The following is a 14,094-nucleotide window of genomic DNA, read 5'->3' as shown; positions in this document are numbered from 1 at the left end:
TGTCTCTCTGATGCTTTCACAAGGTTGATAACCTGATCGGGCTCGAAAGATTCACTGGGCCGAGGCTACTCCCTGAAACTAGTTAAAGAAACCTGTGCCAATCGAAAGCATCGCTAGGCTAGCTTGCTGAAACGTTTCTTCGTGTCTATAAAGGGGAACAACTCCAAGAAAGGCAACCTGTCATGCCCCTCCTCAAATTCTTCGTTGCTCTCGGCGCCCTGTCCGCAGCCTCCCACACCATGGCCTGGGATTACGTTCTGCTCGACACCGATAAAGCCGCCCAGAACTGGCAGATCACCAGCCAGCAACTTGGCGTAAAAACCGACAAGCCCTTCAGCGTTACCTTGCGCACCTTGCACGGAGGCCGGCAAGAGGGTGTCAGCATCGTCGACATCGATAACGGTACGATGAAACTTTCAGTAGTGCCGACCCGCGGAATGAACGTTTTGCAGGCGTCGGTCGGCAATGTGCGCATGGGCTGGGATTCGCCGGTCAAGGAAGTGGTCAACCCGTCCTTCATCGAACTCAATGGGCGCAATGGCCTGGGCTGGCTGGAGGGCTTCAACGAACTGGTCGCCCGCTGCGGTTACGAATGGGTCGGCCACCCCGGCGTCGACAATGGCGAGTTGCTGACCCTGCACGGTCGGGCCGCCAACATACCTGCGAACAAAGTCACCCTGCACATCGATGAGAAACCACCATACGCCATCAGCCTGCGTGGCGAACTGAAAGAGCAGGCGTTCAAGAAGGTCGACTTCTCCGTCGTGACTGAATTGGTCACCGAACCGGGCAGCGTGATGTTTGTCCTCAACGACACCCTGACCAACAACGGCGATTATCCGAAGGAATACCAGGCGCTGTATCACAGTAACTTCAGCACCCCGTTTCTGGAGCAGGGCGCTCGGTTCGCCGCGCCAGTGAAACAGGTGTCGCCGTTCAACGACAAGGCAAGGGAAGATCTGGCCGATTGGCAAACCTACCGAGCGCCCACCAAGGACTATGACGAAACGGTTTATAACGTGGTGCCGTATGCCGATGACCAGGGCAATACGTTGGCCGTGTTGCATGACAAGGCTGGCAGTCTGGGCGTTTCGGTCGGCTTCAATACTCGGACATTGCCTGTATTTTCACTGTGGAAAAATACCGATACCCAAGGCCAGGGTTATGTGACCGGGCTCGAGCCGGGAACGAGTTTTTCCTACAACCGCCGTTACCAGCGGCCACTGAACCTGGTGCCGACAATCGGACCGAAGGAACACAGGCAGTTCCACATCAGCTACAGCTTGTTGGCGGACAAGGTGGCAGTGGACAAGGCCTTGAAGCAGGTTGGCCAGATACAAGGAGGGCGCGAAACCGAGGTGCGGCAGACGCCATTGGTTGATCTGACCAAGGGGTAACGCCGGCCAGGGCATGTCGGCCTCGTCGACTAGTCAGAACTATCAAAGTTGTTGGTTTCATGCCTTTGCTGAAAGGCTGCTTTCGACCCAAAGCGGACACCTGTAACCGGGGCCGCTTCGCGGCCCATCGCCGGCAAGCGCGGCTCCCACAGGTACAGCGCATGCCTGAAAGCTGGTGATATTCCTGTGGGAGCCGGCTTGCCGGCGATGAGGCCGGTACTGACAACAGAGCTTTGGATCAGTGTCCGCTTTGGGTCGATAGCTGTCTGTCGCCTACGGCCGCAGCATCCATCGCCCGCCGCTCCGTCCATTCAAACGCTAGTCTTCAGGCGGGGATATCCCGCAAACGAATTCATCCGATCCCAGGCGGTGTGAGCCGAACTCCACAACATAGCCAACCCCGCGGCGCTCCGCCTCGGCCCTGGCAGTCTTCTGGTCGGCATAAACATCGACGAAATGCCAGGGATGCCGGTCTCTCAGTACGCCCCATCCAAGCACCCAGCCGTCATTGTCCGGATCGGGTGGCAGGTTTTTCGCCAAGCTGCGGATGCCCATACATTGACCTCGATGTGCTAGCCAGTTTGCGGCTTGCGAAGCAACTACAAACCACGACTTGGATAAAACCGTATATGAAGCATAGCGCTTACCCGAAACCAGAGCCCAAGGCGCACCCATTGGTTCGCTTTACAAGGGGCGGAAGCCATCTCTGACCGCCCGCGCTCGAATGCAGCAGGGTAGCGTGCGCTGCACCAACAGCCAGCGCACATGGGCCATCACCCCGCGAACTGAATCACCATTCGCCCTTTGATCTTGCCGTCCAGCATCTCATCGAAGATCTGGTTGATATCCTCGATCGGCCGCAGGGTCACCTTCGGCACCACTTTCCCTTCCGCCGCAAACTGGAAAGCTTCCTGCAGGTCCTGGCGGGTACCGACCAGCGAGCCGATCACTTCGATACCGTCCAGCACCAGCCGAGGAATGTTCAGGTTCATCGCTTCCGACGGCAGGCCGACCGCAACCAGGCGGCCACCCGCACGCAGGGCATCAACGGCCGAGTTGAAGGCAGCCTTGGCAACGGCGGTAACCACGGCGGCATGGGCGCCACCGGTCTTGGCCTGGATGACCTTGGCGGCATCCTCGGTGCGTGAGTTGATGACCAGGTCGGCGCCCATCTCGCTGGCGAAGCGCAGTTGCTCTTCGTTGACGTCGATGGCGATCACTTTGGCGTTGAAGACGTTCTTGGCGTATTGCAGGGCAAGGTTGCCCAGGCCGCCGAGGCCGTAGATGGCGATCCATTGGCCAGGGCGGATGTTGGAGATCTTCACCGCCTTGTAGGTGGTCACGCCGGCGCAGGTAATGCTGCTGGCGGCAGCGGAGTCGAGCCCGTCGGGCACTTTTACCGAGTAGTCGGCCTTGACGATGCAGGCTTCGGCCATGCCGCCGTCCACGGTGTAGCCGGAGTTCTTCACTTCGCGGCACAGGGTTTCGTTGCCGCTGTTGCAATACTCGCAATGCCCGCAGCCCTGGTAGAACCAAGCCACGCTGGCGCGGTCGCCCGGTTTGAGCGAGGTGACGCCTGGCCCTACTGCCTGGACCACGCCGATGCCTTCGTGGCCTAGCACCACACCGGTCTTGTCACCGAAGTCGCCATTTTTCACATGCAGGTCGGTGTGGCACACACCGCAGCATTGCATCTTCAGCAGCGCTTCACCGTGCTCGAGGGGGCGCAGGGTTTTCTCCACCACATCCACGCGACGGCCTGGTGCAACAACAGCAGCTTTCATAGGAGCCTCCGTGTCTATCCGAATGAGCTTGGGTTATCGCCGGGTTAGCATAGCCCTTGCCGGGTGGGGCAAAACTGCTTCAGGTCATGGTCTGGGGTGGGAGGCTTGTACGCAGCAGGGCCCTGCAGGGTTCTGCGTAAGGCTCGCCACAAAAAGAAAAGCCCGCGGCAATAATGCGGCGGGCTGCAAGAACATACGGAGCAGGGCCAGTGTGCCCACCCGGATGTCAGTATTTCGTGAAGGTCAGGTCATGAGCATGTCATGCATGGCTCAGTTCCAGTTGGCTGATGACGCACACCGAGCCGTCCTCGGCAGGCGTGTCGTCGGTGTAGTCCACCTGGTTGTATACCCCACCATGGAAGTTGAGCGTGCGCGTTGCCCAGGTCGCACCCAGTTGCAGAGGCGATGTGCTGCCAATACGGCCGTTGCAGCTTGCACTGACCGTGCAGGCGCCGTTGTTCGTCACGTCGATGCTCACATCGAAACGGGCACCGAGCGGTACGTCGGCCAGCACCGTGCTGCTGCTTGTGGCCGTCTGGTTGAAGTCGGTCCGGAAGCCCACGGTGATCTTGCCCTTGTTCCAGAACACCTTGATGGGCGGGTTGTCGTCGTCTTTGACGTGCATCTGGGCAATCACCACTTTTTGCGCAAAGTTCACTTTCTGCAGTGTCATGGTCTGGTGATTGCGGTGTTGGGCGCCGCTGTTCAGTGCCCAGTATGTGGGCTCCTTCCACTCACAGCGGGTGCGGTGGGTGCTTTTGCTGGAGGCGCCCTTGGTGGGGGCGGTCATGCGGATCGAGCCGTCGCTCAGGCGGGCGATGACTTCGGGCAGGGTCGCCAGCGCCTGGGCGCCGGTCAACTCCAGCGCCACCGGGTTGGTCGCGGACTTCGGCACGGGAGTGGTGATGATGAGGTTGTCGATATACACAGCCATGGGCTTTCTCCTTGAAAAACGACAGGACCTGCATCATTTGCGAGCCTGGCCAGCATGGGCGCAGTTCACTGTGATTTGCCAAGGCTGGACGAAGGGAAAACCCAGGGGATAAAAAAGCCCGCCATGGAAGGCGGGCAAGCAACGTTTGAAGGGAGAGCCTGCAGAGTGGACCCGGCCGGTTAACCGAGCATTAAGCGGTAACGCATTGACCTGCGCAGCCGATCAGCCTATACAGGCCTGCCACCAGCCCAGGAGCCAGCATGCACGACGAAGACGACCTGCACGAACCCGAGCACGATCACCTGCTTGACCACGAATTCCTCTACGACGATTTGGAGCCTGAAGCGGATGCCCAGGGCGCCGAGGACGAGGTTGAGGAAGACGAGGAAACGCTGGATGACCTCGATGACGAGGAGCGCGATCACCCAGCCTGGTTCGACGACTGCGAAGACGACTGACTCAGCGCCCGTCTACCGAAAAACGCCCAGGGCCGCTCACTGCCAGCATCAGCAGGCCGCCCATGATGCTGAGGTTTTTCAGGAACTGGGTCATGTTGGCGCTGCGCTCAGGGTCGACCATGCTCCAGAACGGGTGGCCCAGCAGCGCCGTGCCCAGCACGAACAGCGCCAGCAGGAAGGCCAGCGGCCGGGTGTAGAAACCGAGGATCAGCAGGATGCCGACAACGAACTCCATGAGCACGGCAACTGCCGCTGCCAGCATGGGGGCAGGGGCGCCCAGTGAAGTCATGTAGCCGACCGTGCCTTCGAACCCGGTCAGCTTGCCCCAGCCAGACAAGACGAACAGGATCATCAGCAGCACACGGGCAATCAGGATAATGATGTCGCGTTGACCATCGAACAGGGAGTAGCGCATGGCGGCGTTCCAGTGGACGGGGACAAGCTCCACTCTAGCAGCTGCGCAAAGGATTGCTGGCGGGCAGCAAAAAGGCGCCGCAAGGGCGCCTTCGCAAAGAATTTGGTGCGAGTGGCGGGACTCGAACCCGCAAGGCTCACGCCGACAGATTTTAAGTCTGCTGTGTATACCAATTCCACCACACTCGCACGCTTGAAGGGGTCGTAACGACCAGCTCGCTTCTAAGCAGAAGGGCTTCGCAATCAAGCGCGCTTTATAACCCATTGTTATAGTTGAGTCAACCACAGCACCTATGATCAACAGAATGAAGGGTCGATCGATTGGGCAATTGACACCTTGCTGTCATTACGCCACTGTTGCCCCTTTATTGGATCCAAGAGTGCGGTGATGAATCAGTCCGGTACTTCCGAGCGTATCGTACGCCCACGGCTGTTCTGGCGACTGTTGTTCGTGCTGGTGGTCGTGTTGGGGGCGTTTCTCTACCTCAGCCTGATCAGCCTGGGCGGTTACCTGCTGATGTTGGGGTTCGATGCCGAACACCCTCAACCGCAGCGCCTGATGGCCCTGGCCGGTGGCGGGCTTATCCTACTGGTCGGCTTGTGGCTGCTGAAAGTGGCGATGCCGCGGCGCATCAGCCCGGTGCTGGTTGAGCCAGAGCGTTGAGCCTCGCCCTATCTTCCCTCCTGCCGTACCGGTGGAGCTCGCATGGTTTCAGCTGACTGCCTCGACCACCCTGTCATGCCTGCCCACCGCTATGAACAGCTGGTTCAGTCGGTGGTGGATTACGCCATCTACATGCTCGACCCATCCGGCCATGTGGTGTCGTGGAACGCAGGCGCGCAACGCATCAAGGGGTACCGTGCCGATGAAGTGATCGGCCAGCATTTCTCGTTGTTCTTCACCCCGCAGGATTGCACCGAAGGCCGCCCGGAGCGCTTGCTGCGCCAGGCGCTGGAGCAGGGCGTGGCGCAGGATGAAGGCTGGCGCGTACGCAAGGATGGCACGCAATTCTGGGCGCTGGCCGCGCTGGATGTGATTCGCGATGACCAGGGCCAGGTCGTCGGCCTGGCCAAGGTGACCCGGGACATCACCGACCGTCGCGAGTCGGCGCTGCAACTGGACGCGGTGCGCGCCCAGCTGTTCCAGGCACAGAAGCTGGAGGCCCTCGGCCAGTTGACCGGTGGCCTGGCGCATGACTTCAACAACATGCTTACCATCATCATCAGCTCGGCGCGCCTGGCACTGGCCACACAGGACCCGGCACGCGCCCAGCGCATGCTGCAGCATATTCTGGATGCCGGGCAGCGGGGCACCGAACTGACCCAGCAACTGCTCAGCTTTGCCCGCCACCGCAAGCTTGATGTGGCTTGTGTCGCCCCGGCGAACCTTATTGCCGCCACCCGTGGTCTACTGGAGCATGCGCTGCCCGGTTCGATTGACCTGGAGGTGGTGTTGCAACCGGACCTGCCCCTGATCGAGGTGGATGCCGGGCAATTGCAGATGGTGCTGCTCAATCTGTTGTTCAATGCCCGCGATGCCATCACGGGGCAGGGCCGGATCGGCTTGACCGTCGATGTGGTCGAACTGGCCGGCGAGGTGGAAGGCCTGCACGGCGGGTTTGTGCGTTTCGAGGTGGAAGACAGCGGCGAGGGCATAGCGCCAGCGGTACTGCCGCGGATTTTCGAACCGTTTTTCACTACCAAGCCCTTTGGCAAGGGGACTGGCCTGGGCCTTAGCCAGGTGTATGGTTTTGCCAGGCAAAGCGGTGGTGCCATTTGCGTGGACAGCGAGCCCGGCCGGGGAACTTGCATGCAGCTCTACTTGCCAATCTATCAGCAGGCGGACAGCCAACTCGACAGGTAGAACACCATGGCACAGGCACTCAGGCGGCTGGTGACGGGGATCGATGGGCTCGATGCGTTGCTCCAGGGTGGCCTGGTGGCTGGCGCGTCCTACATCATTCAGGGCCCGCCGGGCGCGGGCAAGACCATCCTCGCCAACCAGCTGGCCTGCGGGCATGTGCGCGGCGGTGGCAGGGTGCTGGTGGCTACCTTGCTGAGCGAGTCGCACGAGCGGCTGTTCCAGTACCTGGCGACCTTGGAGTTCTTTGACCCGGCGCTGGTCGGCGACCCGATCCAGTTCGTCAGTGCTTTCGACACCCTGGAGCAGGAAGGCCTGGACGCCGTGGTACGGCTGCTGCGCCAGGAAATCGCCCGCCAGCAGGCCAGCCTGCTGATCGTCGATGGTGTGCTCAATGCCCGGGTGCGTGCGGAAACAGCGCTGGACACCAAGAAATTCGTCTCCGAACTACAGGGCCATGCGGCCTTTGCCGGTTGCACCGTGCTGCTGCTGACCAGCGCCCGGCTGGAAGAAGGCAGCCCGGAGCACACCATGGTCGACGGCGTGATCGAACTGGGCGAGCAACTGTTCGGCAGCCGCGCCGTGCGCCATATCCAGCTGCGCAAGACACGGGGCAGTGCGGCGTTGTCGGGGCGCCATGAATGCCTCATCGATGGAGCCGGCATGCATGTATACCCGCGCCTGGAGTCGCTGTTCAGCCACCCCAGCCAGGCGGGCAGCGCCACCTTGGAGCGCGTCAGCAGCGGGGTGGCGACCTTGGATGAAATGCTCGGTGGCGGCCTGGCCACCGGCTCGGTCAGCCTGCTGATCGGGCCCTCGGGTATTGGCAAGACGTCATTGGGCCTGGCTTTTCTCGGTGCCAGCAGCCCGCAGGCGCCGGGGCTGCATTTCGGCTTCTACGAAACGCCGGAGCGCCTGCGAATCAAGGCCGCGTCGCTGGGTTACGATTTTGCAGCCATGGAGCAGGGCGGCAGCCTGCAGCTGTGCTGGCAGCCGACCACCGAGGGCCTGCTGGACCAGGTCGGTGCGCGCCTGCTCGAGCGAGTCGAAGCGCAAGGCAGCAAGCGCGTGCTGATCGACAGCCTGGGGGCGTTCAGCCGCCTGGCCATCGACCCGGCGCGGCTCAATGCGTTTTTCCGCGCCCTGGCCGGCGAGCTGCGCGCGCGCGATGTCAGCGTGATGCTCACCTGGGAAATGCGCGACATTTTCGGCGCGGAAATCAGCGCCCCGGCCCCGGACCTGTCGAGTATCGTCGACAACCTGATGCTGATGCGCTTCGTCGAGCTGGATTCGCAGTTGCGGCGCATGCTGTCGATCCTCAAGGTGCGTGACAGCCACCATGACCCTGCCTTGCACGAGCTGCTGATCGGGCCGCAAGGCATTACCCTGCGCAAGGCGTTCGAAGGCGCCTGCGGTGTGCTCTCGGGAACGCCGGTGCCGCAGGGGAGCGGGTGACGGGGCGGGCGATGAATACCATCCTGATCGTCGATGACGAGTACCTGATTGCCGACATCCTCGGTTTTGCCCTGGAGGACGAAGGTTTTCTGGTGGAAAAGGCGAGCAACGGCTGCAAGGCGCTGGAGGCACTGAAGGAAAAGCGCGTTCAGCTCGTTATCACCGACTACATGATGCCACTGCTCAACGGTGAGGAGCTGGTGCGCTCGATGCGTGAAGACCCGGCCTTGAGCGAGTTGCCGGTCATCCTCATGAGTGGCGCGCAGGCCAACCAGGGATGCCCGGAACTGTTCGCCGCGGTGTTCGACAAACCGTTCGACATGGACTGTATGATCGCCAAGGTGCACGAACTGCTGGGCACCTGAGGCGCGGGGCGATCAAGCGCGTCCGTGCGGCTTGAGGCAGGTCGCTCAGTGCGAGTCGTCGTGCTTTTCCGGGGCTGGGCTGCCAGCCTGGATACGCTTGAAGATCTCTTCGCGATGGACCTGGACGTCTTTCGGTGCATCGATACCGATCCTCACCTGCATCCCTTTGACGCCCAGAATGGTGACTTTGATGTCATCGTTGATGACGATGCTTTCGCCAACCTTGCGGGTGAGTATCAGCATGTAGTTCTCCTTGGTGATGTAAAAGTCCGTCGGGCTAGTTGCCACGGCGGCGGGAGCTTGTCCCTCTTCCTTCTCATTAAAGACGCTTTCGGCGGATAGTAATTCCCCGACAGACAAATTCTGTTGCGTGTCTTCAGTTGCAGGTGCCGAAGCAAACCGCCAGCGGTTTGTCGGCCAAGGTGCTCGGTGGCAAGAATAGGGTGCTTGGCGGCCAATGGGAAATTTCTTCGTATCATGGTCTGAATAGACCGGGTTAATGGTCATCCTGTTCCTCGAGTGCCTGAAGAAATAACAGCAAGGCTACTTCTTCACGGTCCAGGCCTTTGCGCACACGGTTCTTCGGCAAGTTGGCCAGGCGCCCCAAGGCATAGTGTTCAAGTACAGCCGGGTGAATGTAGCAGCGCCTGCACACTGCCGGTGTATTACCCAGGCGTGATGCTACCTGGCGGACGATGGCGGCGACCTGGCGCTTGGCTTCGCTCTCGGGTTCCCAGGCCAAGGGCCTGAGCAGGTCCAGGGCCAGGCTGCTGCCGGCCCATGTGCGGTAGTCCTTGGCGGTGAAGTCGGCGCCGGTCAGCTGCTGCAGAAACTGGTTGACCTCGCTGGAGCCGACACTGTGGCGCTGGCCGTCGTCGTCCAGGTACTGGAACAGCGCTTGCCCGGGCAGCTCCATGCAGCGCTTGAGCAGGTTGGCCAGGCGCCGATCGTTGAGGCTGACGTTATGCTCGACGCCACGCTTGCCGCGGAACTGGAAGCGGATGCTGCTGCCCTTCACCTCGACATGGCGGTTGCGCAGGGTGGTCAGTCCATAGGACTGGTTTTCACGCAGGTAGCGCTGGTTGCCGATGCGGATCAGGGTGTGGTCCAGCAGGCTGACCACCAGCGCCATTACCTTTTCCCGGTCCAGGCCTGGCCGGGCAAGGTGGGCGTGCAGTTGTGCACGCAGTTTCGGCAGGGCCTGGGCAAACGCCAGCATGCGCCCGTACTTGTGCTGGTCGCGTACTTCGCGCCACTGCGCATGGTAGCGGTATTGCTTGCGGCCACGGGCATCGCGACCTGTCGCCTGCAGGTGGCCTTGCGGGTCGGCGCAGATCCACACCTCGGTATAGGCCGGGGGGATTACCAGTGCAGCGATGCGGGCGAGGGTATCGCTGTCGCGCACCCGCTGGCCGTCGGCATCCAGGTAGATGAAGCGCCCCCGCCAGCGCCGCCGGGTCAGGCCCGGCTGGCTGTCGTCGACGTAGTGCAGGGTGCGCGGCAGGGGGCAGTCAAGCATGGCTGGCAGGCCTCGATCAGGTCACTGATCAATGGACACCAGCCATGGGGCCGATGCTCAGCCCAGCAACGCCACCGACTTGATTTGGGCGAACAGCACCTGGCCCGGGTGCAGGCCGAGCTGGTCTGCCGAGAAGCGGGTGATGCGTGCGAGCAAGGCGTTGCCGCCGGCATCCAGGCTGACCAGCACATGGGCCGGGTTGGAGGCCGGGCGGCTTTCGCGCACGCGCACCGGCAGGCGGTTGAGGATGCTGGAAGTACTGTCGGCTGCCAGGGCCAGGCTGACGTCACGGGCCTGCACCTTGACCCGCAAGGTGCTGCCCATCGCCTGGGCCGGGTGGGCGATACGCAACAGTGGCCCATTGTTGCCGGGCAGGCGCAGTTCGAGCAGGTCGTAGTGCGGATCGTGCCCCACCACCAGGCCCTCGAACACCACGCCGGCATCCTCGCCCTCGGCCAGCGACAGGTCGAGACGGGCCAAGGTTTCGCCGATCGGGCCGCTGGCCACTACCTGGCCTTGCTCCAGCAACACCAGGTGGTCGGCCAGCCGCGCCACTTCCTCCTGGGCATGGCTGACATACACCAGCGGGATGTCCAGTTCGTCGTGCAGGCGTTCCAGGTAGGGCAGGATTTCGCGCTTGCGCGGCCCGTCGAGGGCAGCCAGCGGCTCGTCCATCAACAGCAGGCGCGGGCTGCTGAGCAGGGCGCGGGCAATGCCCACCCGCTGCGCCTCGCCACCGGACAAGGTTGCCGGCCGGCGTGCCAGCAAGTGGCCGATACCCAGCAGCTGGCAGGCCTGGTCGAGGCTGACCTTGCGCTCGGCAGCGGCCACCCGGCGCCAGCCGAACTCCAGGTTGCCGCGTACCGACAGGTGCGGGAACAGGCTGGCCTCCTGGAACACGTAGCCCACCGGGCGCAGGTGTGGTGCCTGGAAGTAGCCACGGGCGCTGTCTTCCCAGACTTCGCCGTTGACCTCGATGTAGGCGCTGGCGGCCCGTTCCAGCCCGGTCAGGCAACGCAGGCAGCTGGTCTTGCCAGAGCCGGAGTGGCCGAACAGCGCGCTGATGCCGCGCCCGGGCAGGTGCAGGTCGACGTCCAGAGTGAAGTCGTCGCGCGCCAGTTTCAGGCGCGCCACAATCGATGCGCTCATATCAGCTCCAGCCAGCCTTGCCGCGGCGCCCAGCGTACAGCAGGAGCAGCACCAGGAACGAAAACACCAGCATGGCACCTGCCAGCCAGTGTGCTTGCGAATAGGCCATGGCCTCGACATGGTCGAAAATCTGCACCGAGACCACGCGTGTCTTGTCGGGGATGTTGCCGCCAATCATCAACACCACGCCGAACTCGCCCACGGTGTGGGCGAAACCGAGGATGCTGGCGGTGATGAAGCCCGGGCGGGCCAACGGCAGCACCACGTGGACGAAGGTGTCCCAGGGGCTGGCGCGCAGTGTGGCGGCCACTTCCAACGGGCGCTGGCCAATGGAGCCGAAGGCATTCTGCAGCGGCTGGACCACGAACGGCATGGAGTAGATCACCGAGCCGATCACCAGGCCGGTGAAGCTGAACACCACGCTGCCCAGGCCCAGCGCCTGGGTCGCCTGGCCCAACCAGCCATGCGGGCCGAGGGCAATCAGCAGGTAGAAGCCGATCACCGTGGGTGGCAGCACCAGCGGCAAGGCCACTACCGCGCCCACCGGCCCGCGCAGCCACGAGCGCGTGCGCGCCAGCCACCAGGCGATGGGCGTGCCGACGATCAGCAGGATCAGGGTGGTCAGGCTGGCCAGTTTCACGGTCAGCCAGATGGCACCCAGGTCACTGGCGTCCAGTGGCATCAGATTTCATAACCGTAGGATTTGATCACAGCCGCGGCTTTCGGGCCTTTCAGGTAATCGACCAGGGCCTTGGCGGCGGGGTTGTCCTTGCCTTTTTCGAGGATTACCGCGTCCTGGCGGATGGGCTCGTGCAGGGAAGAGGGAACGATCCAGGCCGAACCGCTTTCGACCTTGCCGTCCTTGTAGATTTGCGACAGGGCAACAAAGCCCAGCTCGGCGTTGCCGGTGGAGACGAACTGGAACGCCTGGGTGATGTTCTGCCCTTCGACCAGCTTGGGCTTGGTGGCTTCGGTCAGCTTCAGCTTGCCCAGCACCTGGGTGGCGGCCAGGCCGTAGGGAGCGGTTTTCGGGTTGGCGATGGACAGGTGCTTGAACTGGTTCTTCTTCAGCACTTCGCCGTTGGCGTCGACATAGCCGGGCGTGGCCGACCACAGGGCCAGGGTGCCGATGGCGTAGGTGAAGCGCGAGCCCGGGACAATGGCCTTTTCCTGCTCGAGCTTGGCCGGGGTGCTGTCGTCGGCCGCCAGGAATACCTCGAACGGCGCCCCGTTCTTGATTTGCGTGTAGAACTGGCCGGTGGCGCCATAGGCGGCGACCAGCTTGTGGCCGGTGTCTTTTTCGAAGTCTTTGGCAATGGCCTGGATGGGGGCTGTGAAGTTCGCTGCGACCGCGACCTGGACTTCATCGGCCCAGGCAGTGTTGAAGGCGAGCAGGCTGGCCAGGGCGGTGGCAGCCAGGTGGAACGGGCGGATACGCATGAAGACAGTTCCTTGGGGGTTATCGTTATAGCCTGAACTATATAGCGATAGGCCATGGGCCGGGAAGGGGCAGGATGATGCATGGGCAGGTCCGGCCCCTTCGCGGGCTTGCCCGCTCCCACAGTACTGCGCGGCATTCAAAACCAGTGGTGAACCTGTGGGAGCGGGCAAGCCCGCGAAGAGGCCGAGCCTGCTTATGCAGAAGCCTTGCAGCCGACCAAGGCCAGCGCCTTTTCGGCAATCTCCCGGGTCAGCTCGCCCGCCGGCATATGCCTGCACAGCCGCAGCGCCTGCCCCGACCACAGGTTGCTGAAATCGCTATTGCCCTGCGGATCCGTAATCGCCCGCAAAGGCATCAGCGCTCCGCCGGCCAGTGGGAAGCGCGGCGCAAGGTCGCTCATCGGCCCCAGCTCGCGCATGATGCGGTTGTTGATGCCGCGCGCCGGTCGGCCGGTGAACAGGTTGGTCAGCGCCGTGTCGCTGGCGGGCGCGCTGTCCAGGGCCTGGCGATGCGCCGGCGAGACCTTGGCTTCGGGGCAGAACAGGTACGCTGTTCCGATCTGCACTGCCGAAGCACCCAAGGCCAGTGCCGCCAACAGGCCGCGGTGGTCAGCAATGCCGCCGGCGGCAATCACCGGCACGCTGACCGCATCGGCCACCTGTGGCACCAGGGCGAAGGTGCCGATCTGGCTGGTGATATCGTCGCTGAGGAACATGCCGCGATGGCCGCCTGCTTCATAGCCCATGGCAATGATCGCATCACAGCCGTGGTGCTCCAGCCACACGGCTTCCTCTACGGTGGTGGCGCTGGACAGCACCTTGGCACCGCTGGCCTTTACCCGTTGCAGCAGGTCGGGCTGGGTCAGGCCGAAGTGGAAACTCACCACCTCCGGGCGCAGTTGCTCGACCAGCTGGCAGCTCTGTTCGTCGAAAGGCGCGCGGTTGGACACCGGCGTGGGCGCCGCGAAGTCTGCGCCCACTTCGCTGTAATAGGGCTCGAGCGCCTGCTTCCAGCGTGCATCGCGCTCGGCATCGGGCGCTGGCGGCTGGTGGCAGAAGAAGTTCAGGTTCAACGGGCGGCCCGGGCAGCCGGCGCGGAAGGCGGCGATCTCGGCGCGCACCTGGTCGCCCGTAAGCATGGCGCAGGGCAGGGCGCCCAAACCGCCCGCCAGGCCCACGGCAATGGCCATGCCCGAGCCCGTCGCACCGGCCATGGGGGCCTGCAGAATGGGCAACTCGATGCCCAGCAGGTCGAGGATGCGGCGGTCGGGCCAGTGGCTCATGCGGTTCTCCTTGCGCGGGCGAGCGGTGCGGCGGG

At 62.8% G+C, this 14,094-nt stretch carries 16 protein-coding genes and 1 tRNA gene; 6 read left to right on the top strand and 11 right to left on the bottom strand.

The genetic code is table 11. The features are described 5' to 3' along the window. Positions 1 to 182 precede the first annotated feature (182 nt). Positions 183 to 1,397, top strand: a complete 1,215-nt coding sequence (locus CAG44_RS21485; RefSeq protein WP_085590915.1) for an aldose 1-epimerase family protein — start codon at positions 183 to 185, stop codon at positions 1,395 to 1,397. A 318-nt stretch (positions 1,398 to 1,715) separates the two neighbouring features. On the opposite strand, the gene CAG44_RS21480 is transcribed toward CAG44_RS21485, so the two are convergent. The 3 genes from CAG44_RS21480 to CAG44_RS21470 form a co-directional block, all read right to left on the bottom strand. Continuing rightward, on the bottom strand, positions 1,716 to 1,952 hold the full coding sequence (locus tag CAG44_RS21480; RefSeq protein ID WP_085692946.1) for a hypothetical protein: 237 nt from the start codon (positions 1,950 to 1,952) through the stop codon (positions 1,716 to 1,718). Between the two features lie 218 nt (positions 1,953 to 2,170). Further along, positions 2,171 to 3,181 carry an alcohol dehydrogenase AdhP gene (gene adhP / locus CAG44_RS21475; protein ID WP_085590917.1) on the bottom strand — a complete coding sequence of 337 codons (1,011 nt, stop codon included), beginning with the start codon at positions 3,179 to 3,181 and terminating at the stop codon, positions 2,171 to 2,173. 259 nt (positions 3,182 to 3,440) lie between these two features. Next, positions 3,441 to 4,115: a polysaccharide lyase family 7 protein gene (locus tag CAG44_RS21470; protein ID WP_085590919.1), complete on the bottom strand. Its 675-nt coding sequence runs from the start codon at positions 4,113 to 4,115 to the stop codon at positions 3,441 to 3,443. Positions 4,116 to 4,375: 260 nt separating this feature from the next. Here CAG44_RS21470 and CAG44_RS21465 point away from each other — a divergent pair, with 260 nt between their 5' ends. Next, positions 4,376 to 4,573 carry a hypothetical protein gene (locus CAG44_RS21465; protein ID WP_075045622.1) on the top strand — a complete coding sequence of 66 codons (198 nt, stop codon included), beginning with the start codon at positions 4,376 to 4,378 and terminating at the stop codon, positions 4,571 to 4,573. A gap of 1 nt (position 4,574) precedes the next feature. Here the strand turns inward: CAG44_RS21465 and CAG44_RS21460 are convergent, their stop codons facing one another. Both CAG44_RS21460 and CAG44_RS21455 read right to left on the bottom strand, forming a co-directional pair. After that, entirely contained in the window at positions 4,575 to 4,988 is a 414-nt protein-coding gene (locus CAG44_RS21460) for a DoxX family protein (protein WP_025339679.1), read from the bottom strand. A 103-nt stretch (positions 4,989 to 5,091) separates the two neighbouring features. Continuing rightward, a tRNA-Leu gene (locus tag CAG44_RS21455) sits at positions 5,092 to 5,176 on the bottom strand. A 199-nt stretch (positions 5,177 to 5,375) separates the two neighbouring features. Between CAG44_RS21455 and CAG44_RS21450 the strand changes: the two genes are divergently transcribed. The 4 genes from CAG44_RS21450 to CAG44_RS21435 are packed head-to-tail and all read left to right on the top strand — an operon-like array spanning position 5,376 to position 8,668. Beyond that, positions 5,376 to 5,651 (top strand): hypothetical protein, encoded by a 276-nt coding sequence (locus CAG44_RS21450; RefSeq protein ID WP_025339678.1) that lies wholly within the window; start codon positions 5,376 to 5,378, stop codon positions 5,649 to 5,651. Positions 5,652 to 5,693: 42 nt separating this feature from the next. Beyond that, positions 5,694 to 6,851 (top strand): nitrogen regulation protein NR(II), encoded by a 1,158-nt coding sequence (locus tag CAG44_RS21445; RefSeq protein ID WP_025339677.1) that lies wholly within the window; start codon positions 5,694 to 5,696, stop codon positions 6,849 to 6,851. 6 nt (positions 6,852 to 6,857) lie between these two features. Continuing rightward, positions 6,858 to 8,303 (top strand): ATPase domain-containing protein, encoded by a 1,446-nt coding sequence (locus tag CAG44_RS21440; protein ID WP_025339676.1) that lies wholly within the window; start codon positions 6,858 to 6,860, stop codon positions 8,301 to 8,303. A gap of 11 nt (positions 8,304 to 8,314) precedes the next feature. Further along, on the top strand, positions 8,315 to 8,668 hold the full coding sequence (locus CAG44_RS21435) for a response regulator (RefSeq protein ID WP_013973192.1): 354 nt from the start codon (positions 8,315 to 8,317) through the stop codon (positions 8,666 to 8,668). A gap of 45 nt (positions 8,669 to 8,713) precedes the next feature. Here CAG44_RS21435 and csrA read toward each other — a convergent pair whose 3' ends face one another. The 6 genes from csrA to CAG44_RS21405 form a co-directional block, all read right to left on the bottom strand. Continuing rightward, the gene (gene csrA / locus CAG44_RS21430) at positions 8,714 to 8,911 is read right to left on the bottom strand and encodes a carbon storage regulator CsrA (RefSeq protein ID WP_004375914.1); all 198 of its coding nucleotides are present in this window, start codon (positions 8,909 to 8,911) and stop codon (positions 8,714 to 8,716) included. A gap of 253 nt (positions 8,912 to 9,164) precedes the next feature. Continuing rightward, complete coding sequence (locus tag CAG44_RS21425; protein ID WP_085692945.1) at positions 9,165 to 10,187, bottom strand: DNA topoisomerase IB; 1,023 nt, start codon at positions 10,185 to 10,187, stop codon at positions 9,165 to 9,167. Between the two features lie 57 nt (positions 10,188 to 10,244). After that, positions 10,245 to 11,336 (bottom strand): molybdenum ABC transporter ATP-binding protein, encoded by a 1,092-nt coding sequence (modC, locus tag CAG44_RS21420; protein ID WP_085692944.1) that lies wholly within the window; start codon positions 11,334 to 11,336, stop codon positions 10,245 to 10,247. A gap of 1 nt (position 11,337) precedes the next feature. Further along, a complete protein-coding gene (gene modB / locus CAG44_RS21415) occupies positions 11,338 to 12,018 on the bottom strand; it encodes a molybdate ABC transporter permease subunit (RefSeq protein WP_085692943.1) in 681 nt (226 codons plus the stop codon). Continuing rightward, positions 12,018 to 12,776: a molybdate ABC transporter substrate-binding protein gene (gene modA, locus CAG44_RS21410; protein WP_085590927.1), complete on the bottom strand. Its 759-nt coding sequence runs from the start codon at positions 12,774 to 12,776 to the stop codon at positions 12,018 to 12,020. Before modA ends, modB begins: the two co-directional genes overlap by 1 nt. Before the next feature lie 194 nt (positions 12,777 to 12,970). After that, entirely contained in the window at positions 12,971 to 14,059 is a 1,089-nt protein-coding gene (locus CAG44_RS21405) for a nitronate monooxygenase family protein (RefSeq protein WP_085692942.1), read from the bottom strand. Between the last annotated feature and the right edge of the window lie 35 nt (positions 14,060 to 14,094).

Origin of the sequence: Pseudomonas sp. B13(2017) (assembly GCF_002113245.1) — a bacterium.
GTDB classification, from domain to species: Bacteria; Pseudomonadota; Gammaproteobacteria; order Pseudomonadales; family Pseudomonadaceae; genus Aquipseudomonas; species Aquipseudomonas putida_Z.
This window is presented reverse-complemented; position numbering and strand designations above follow the sequence as displayed.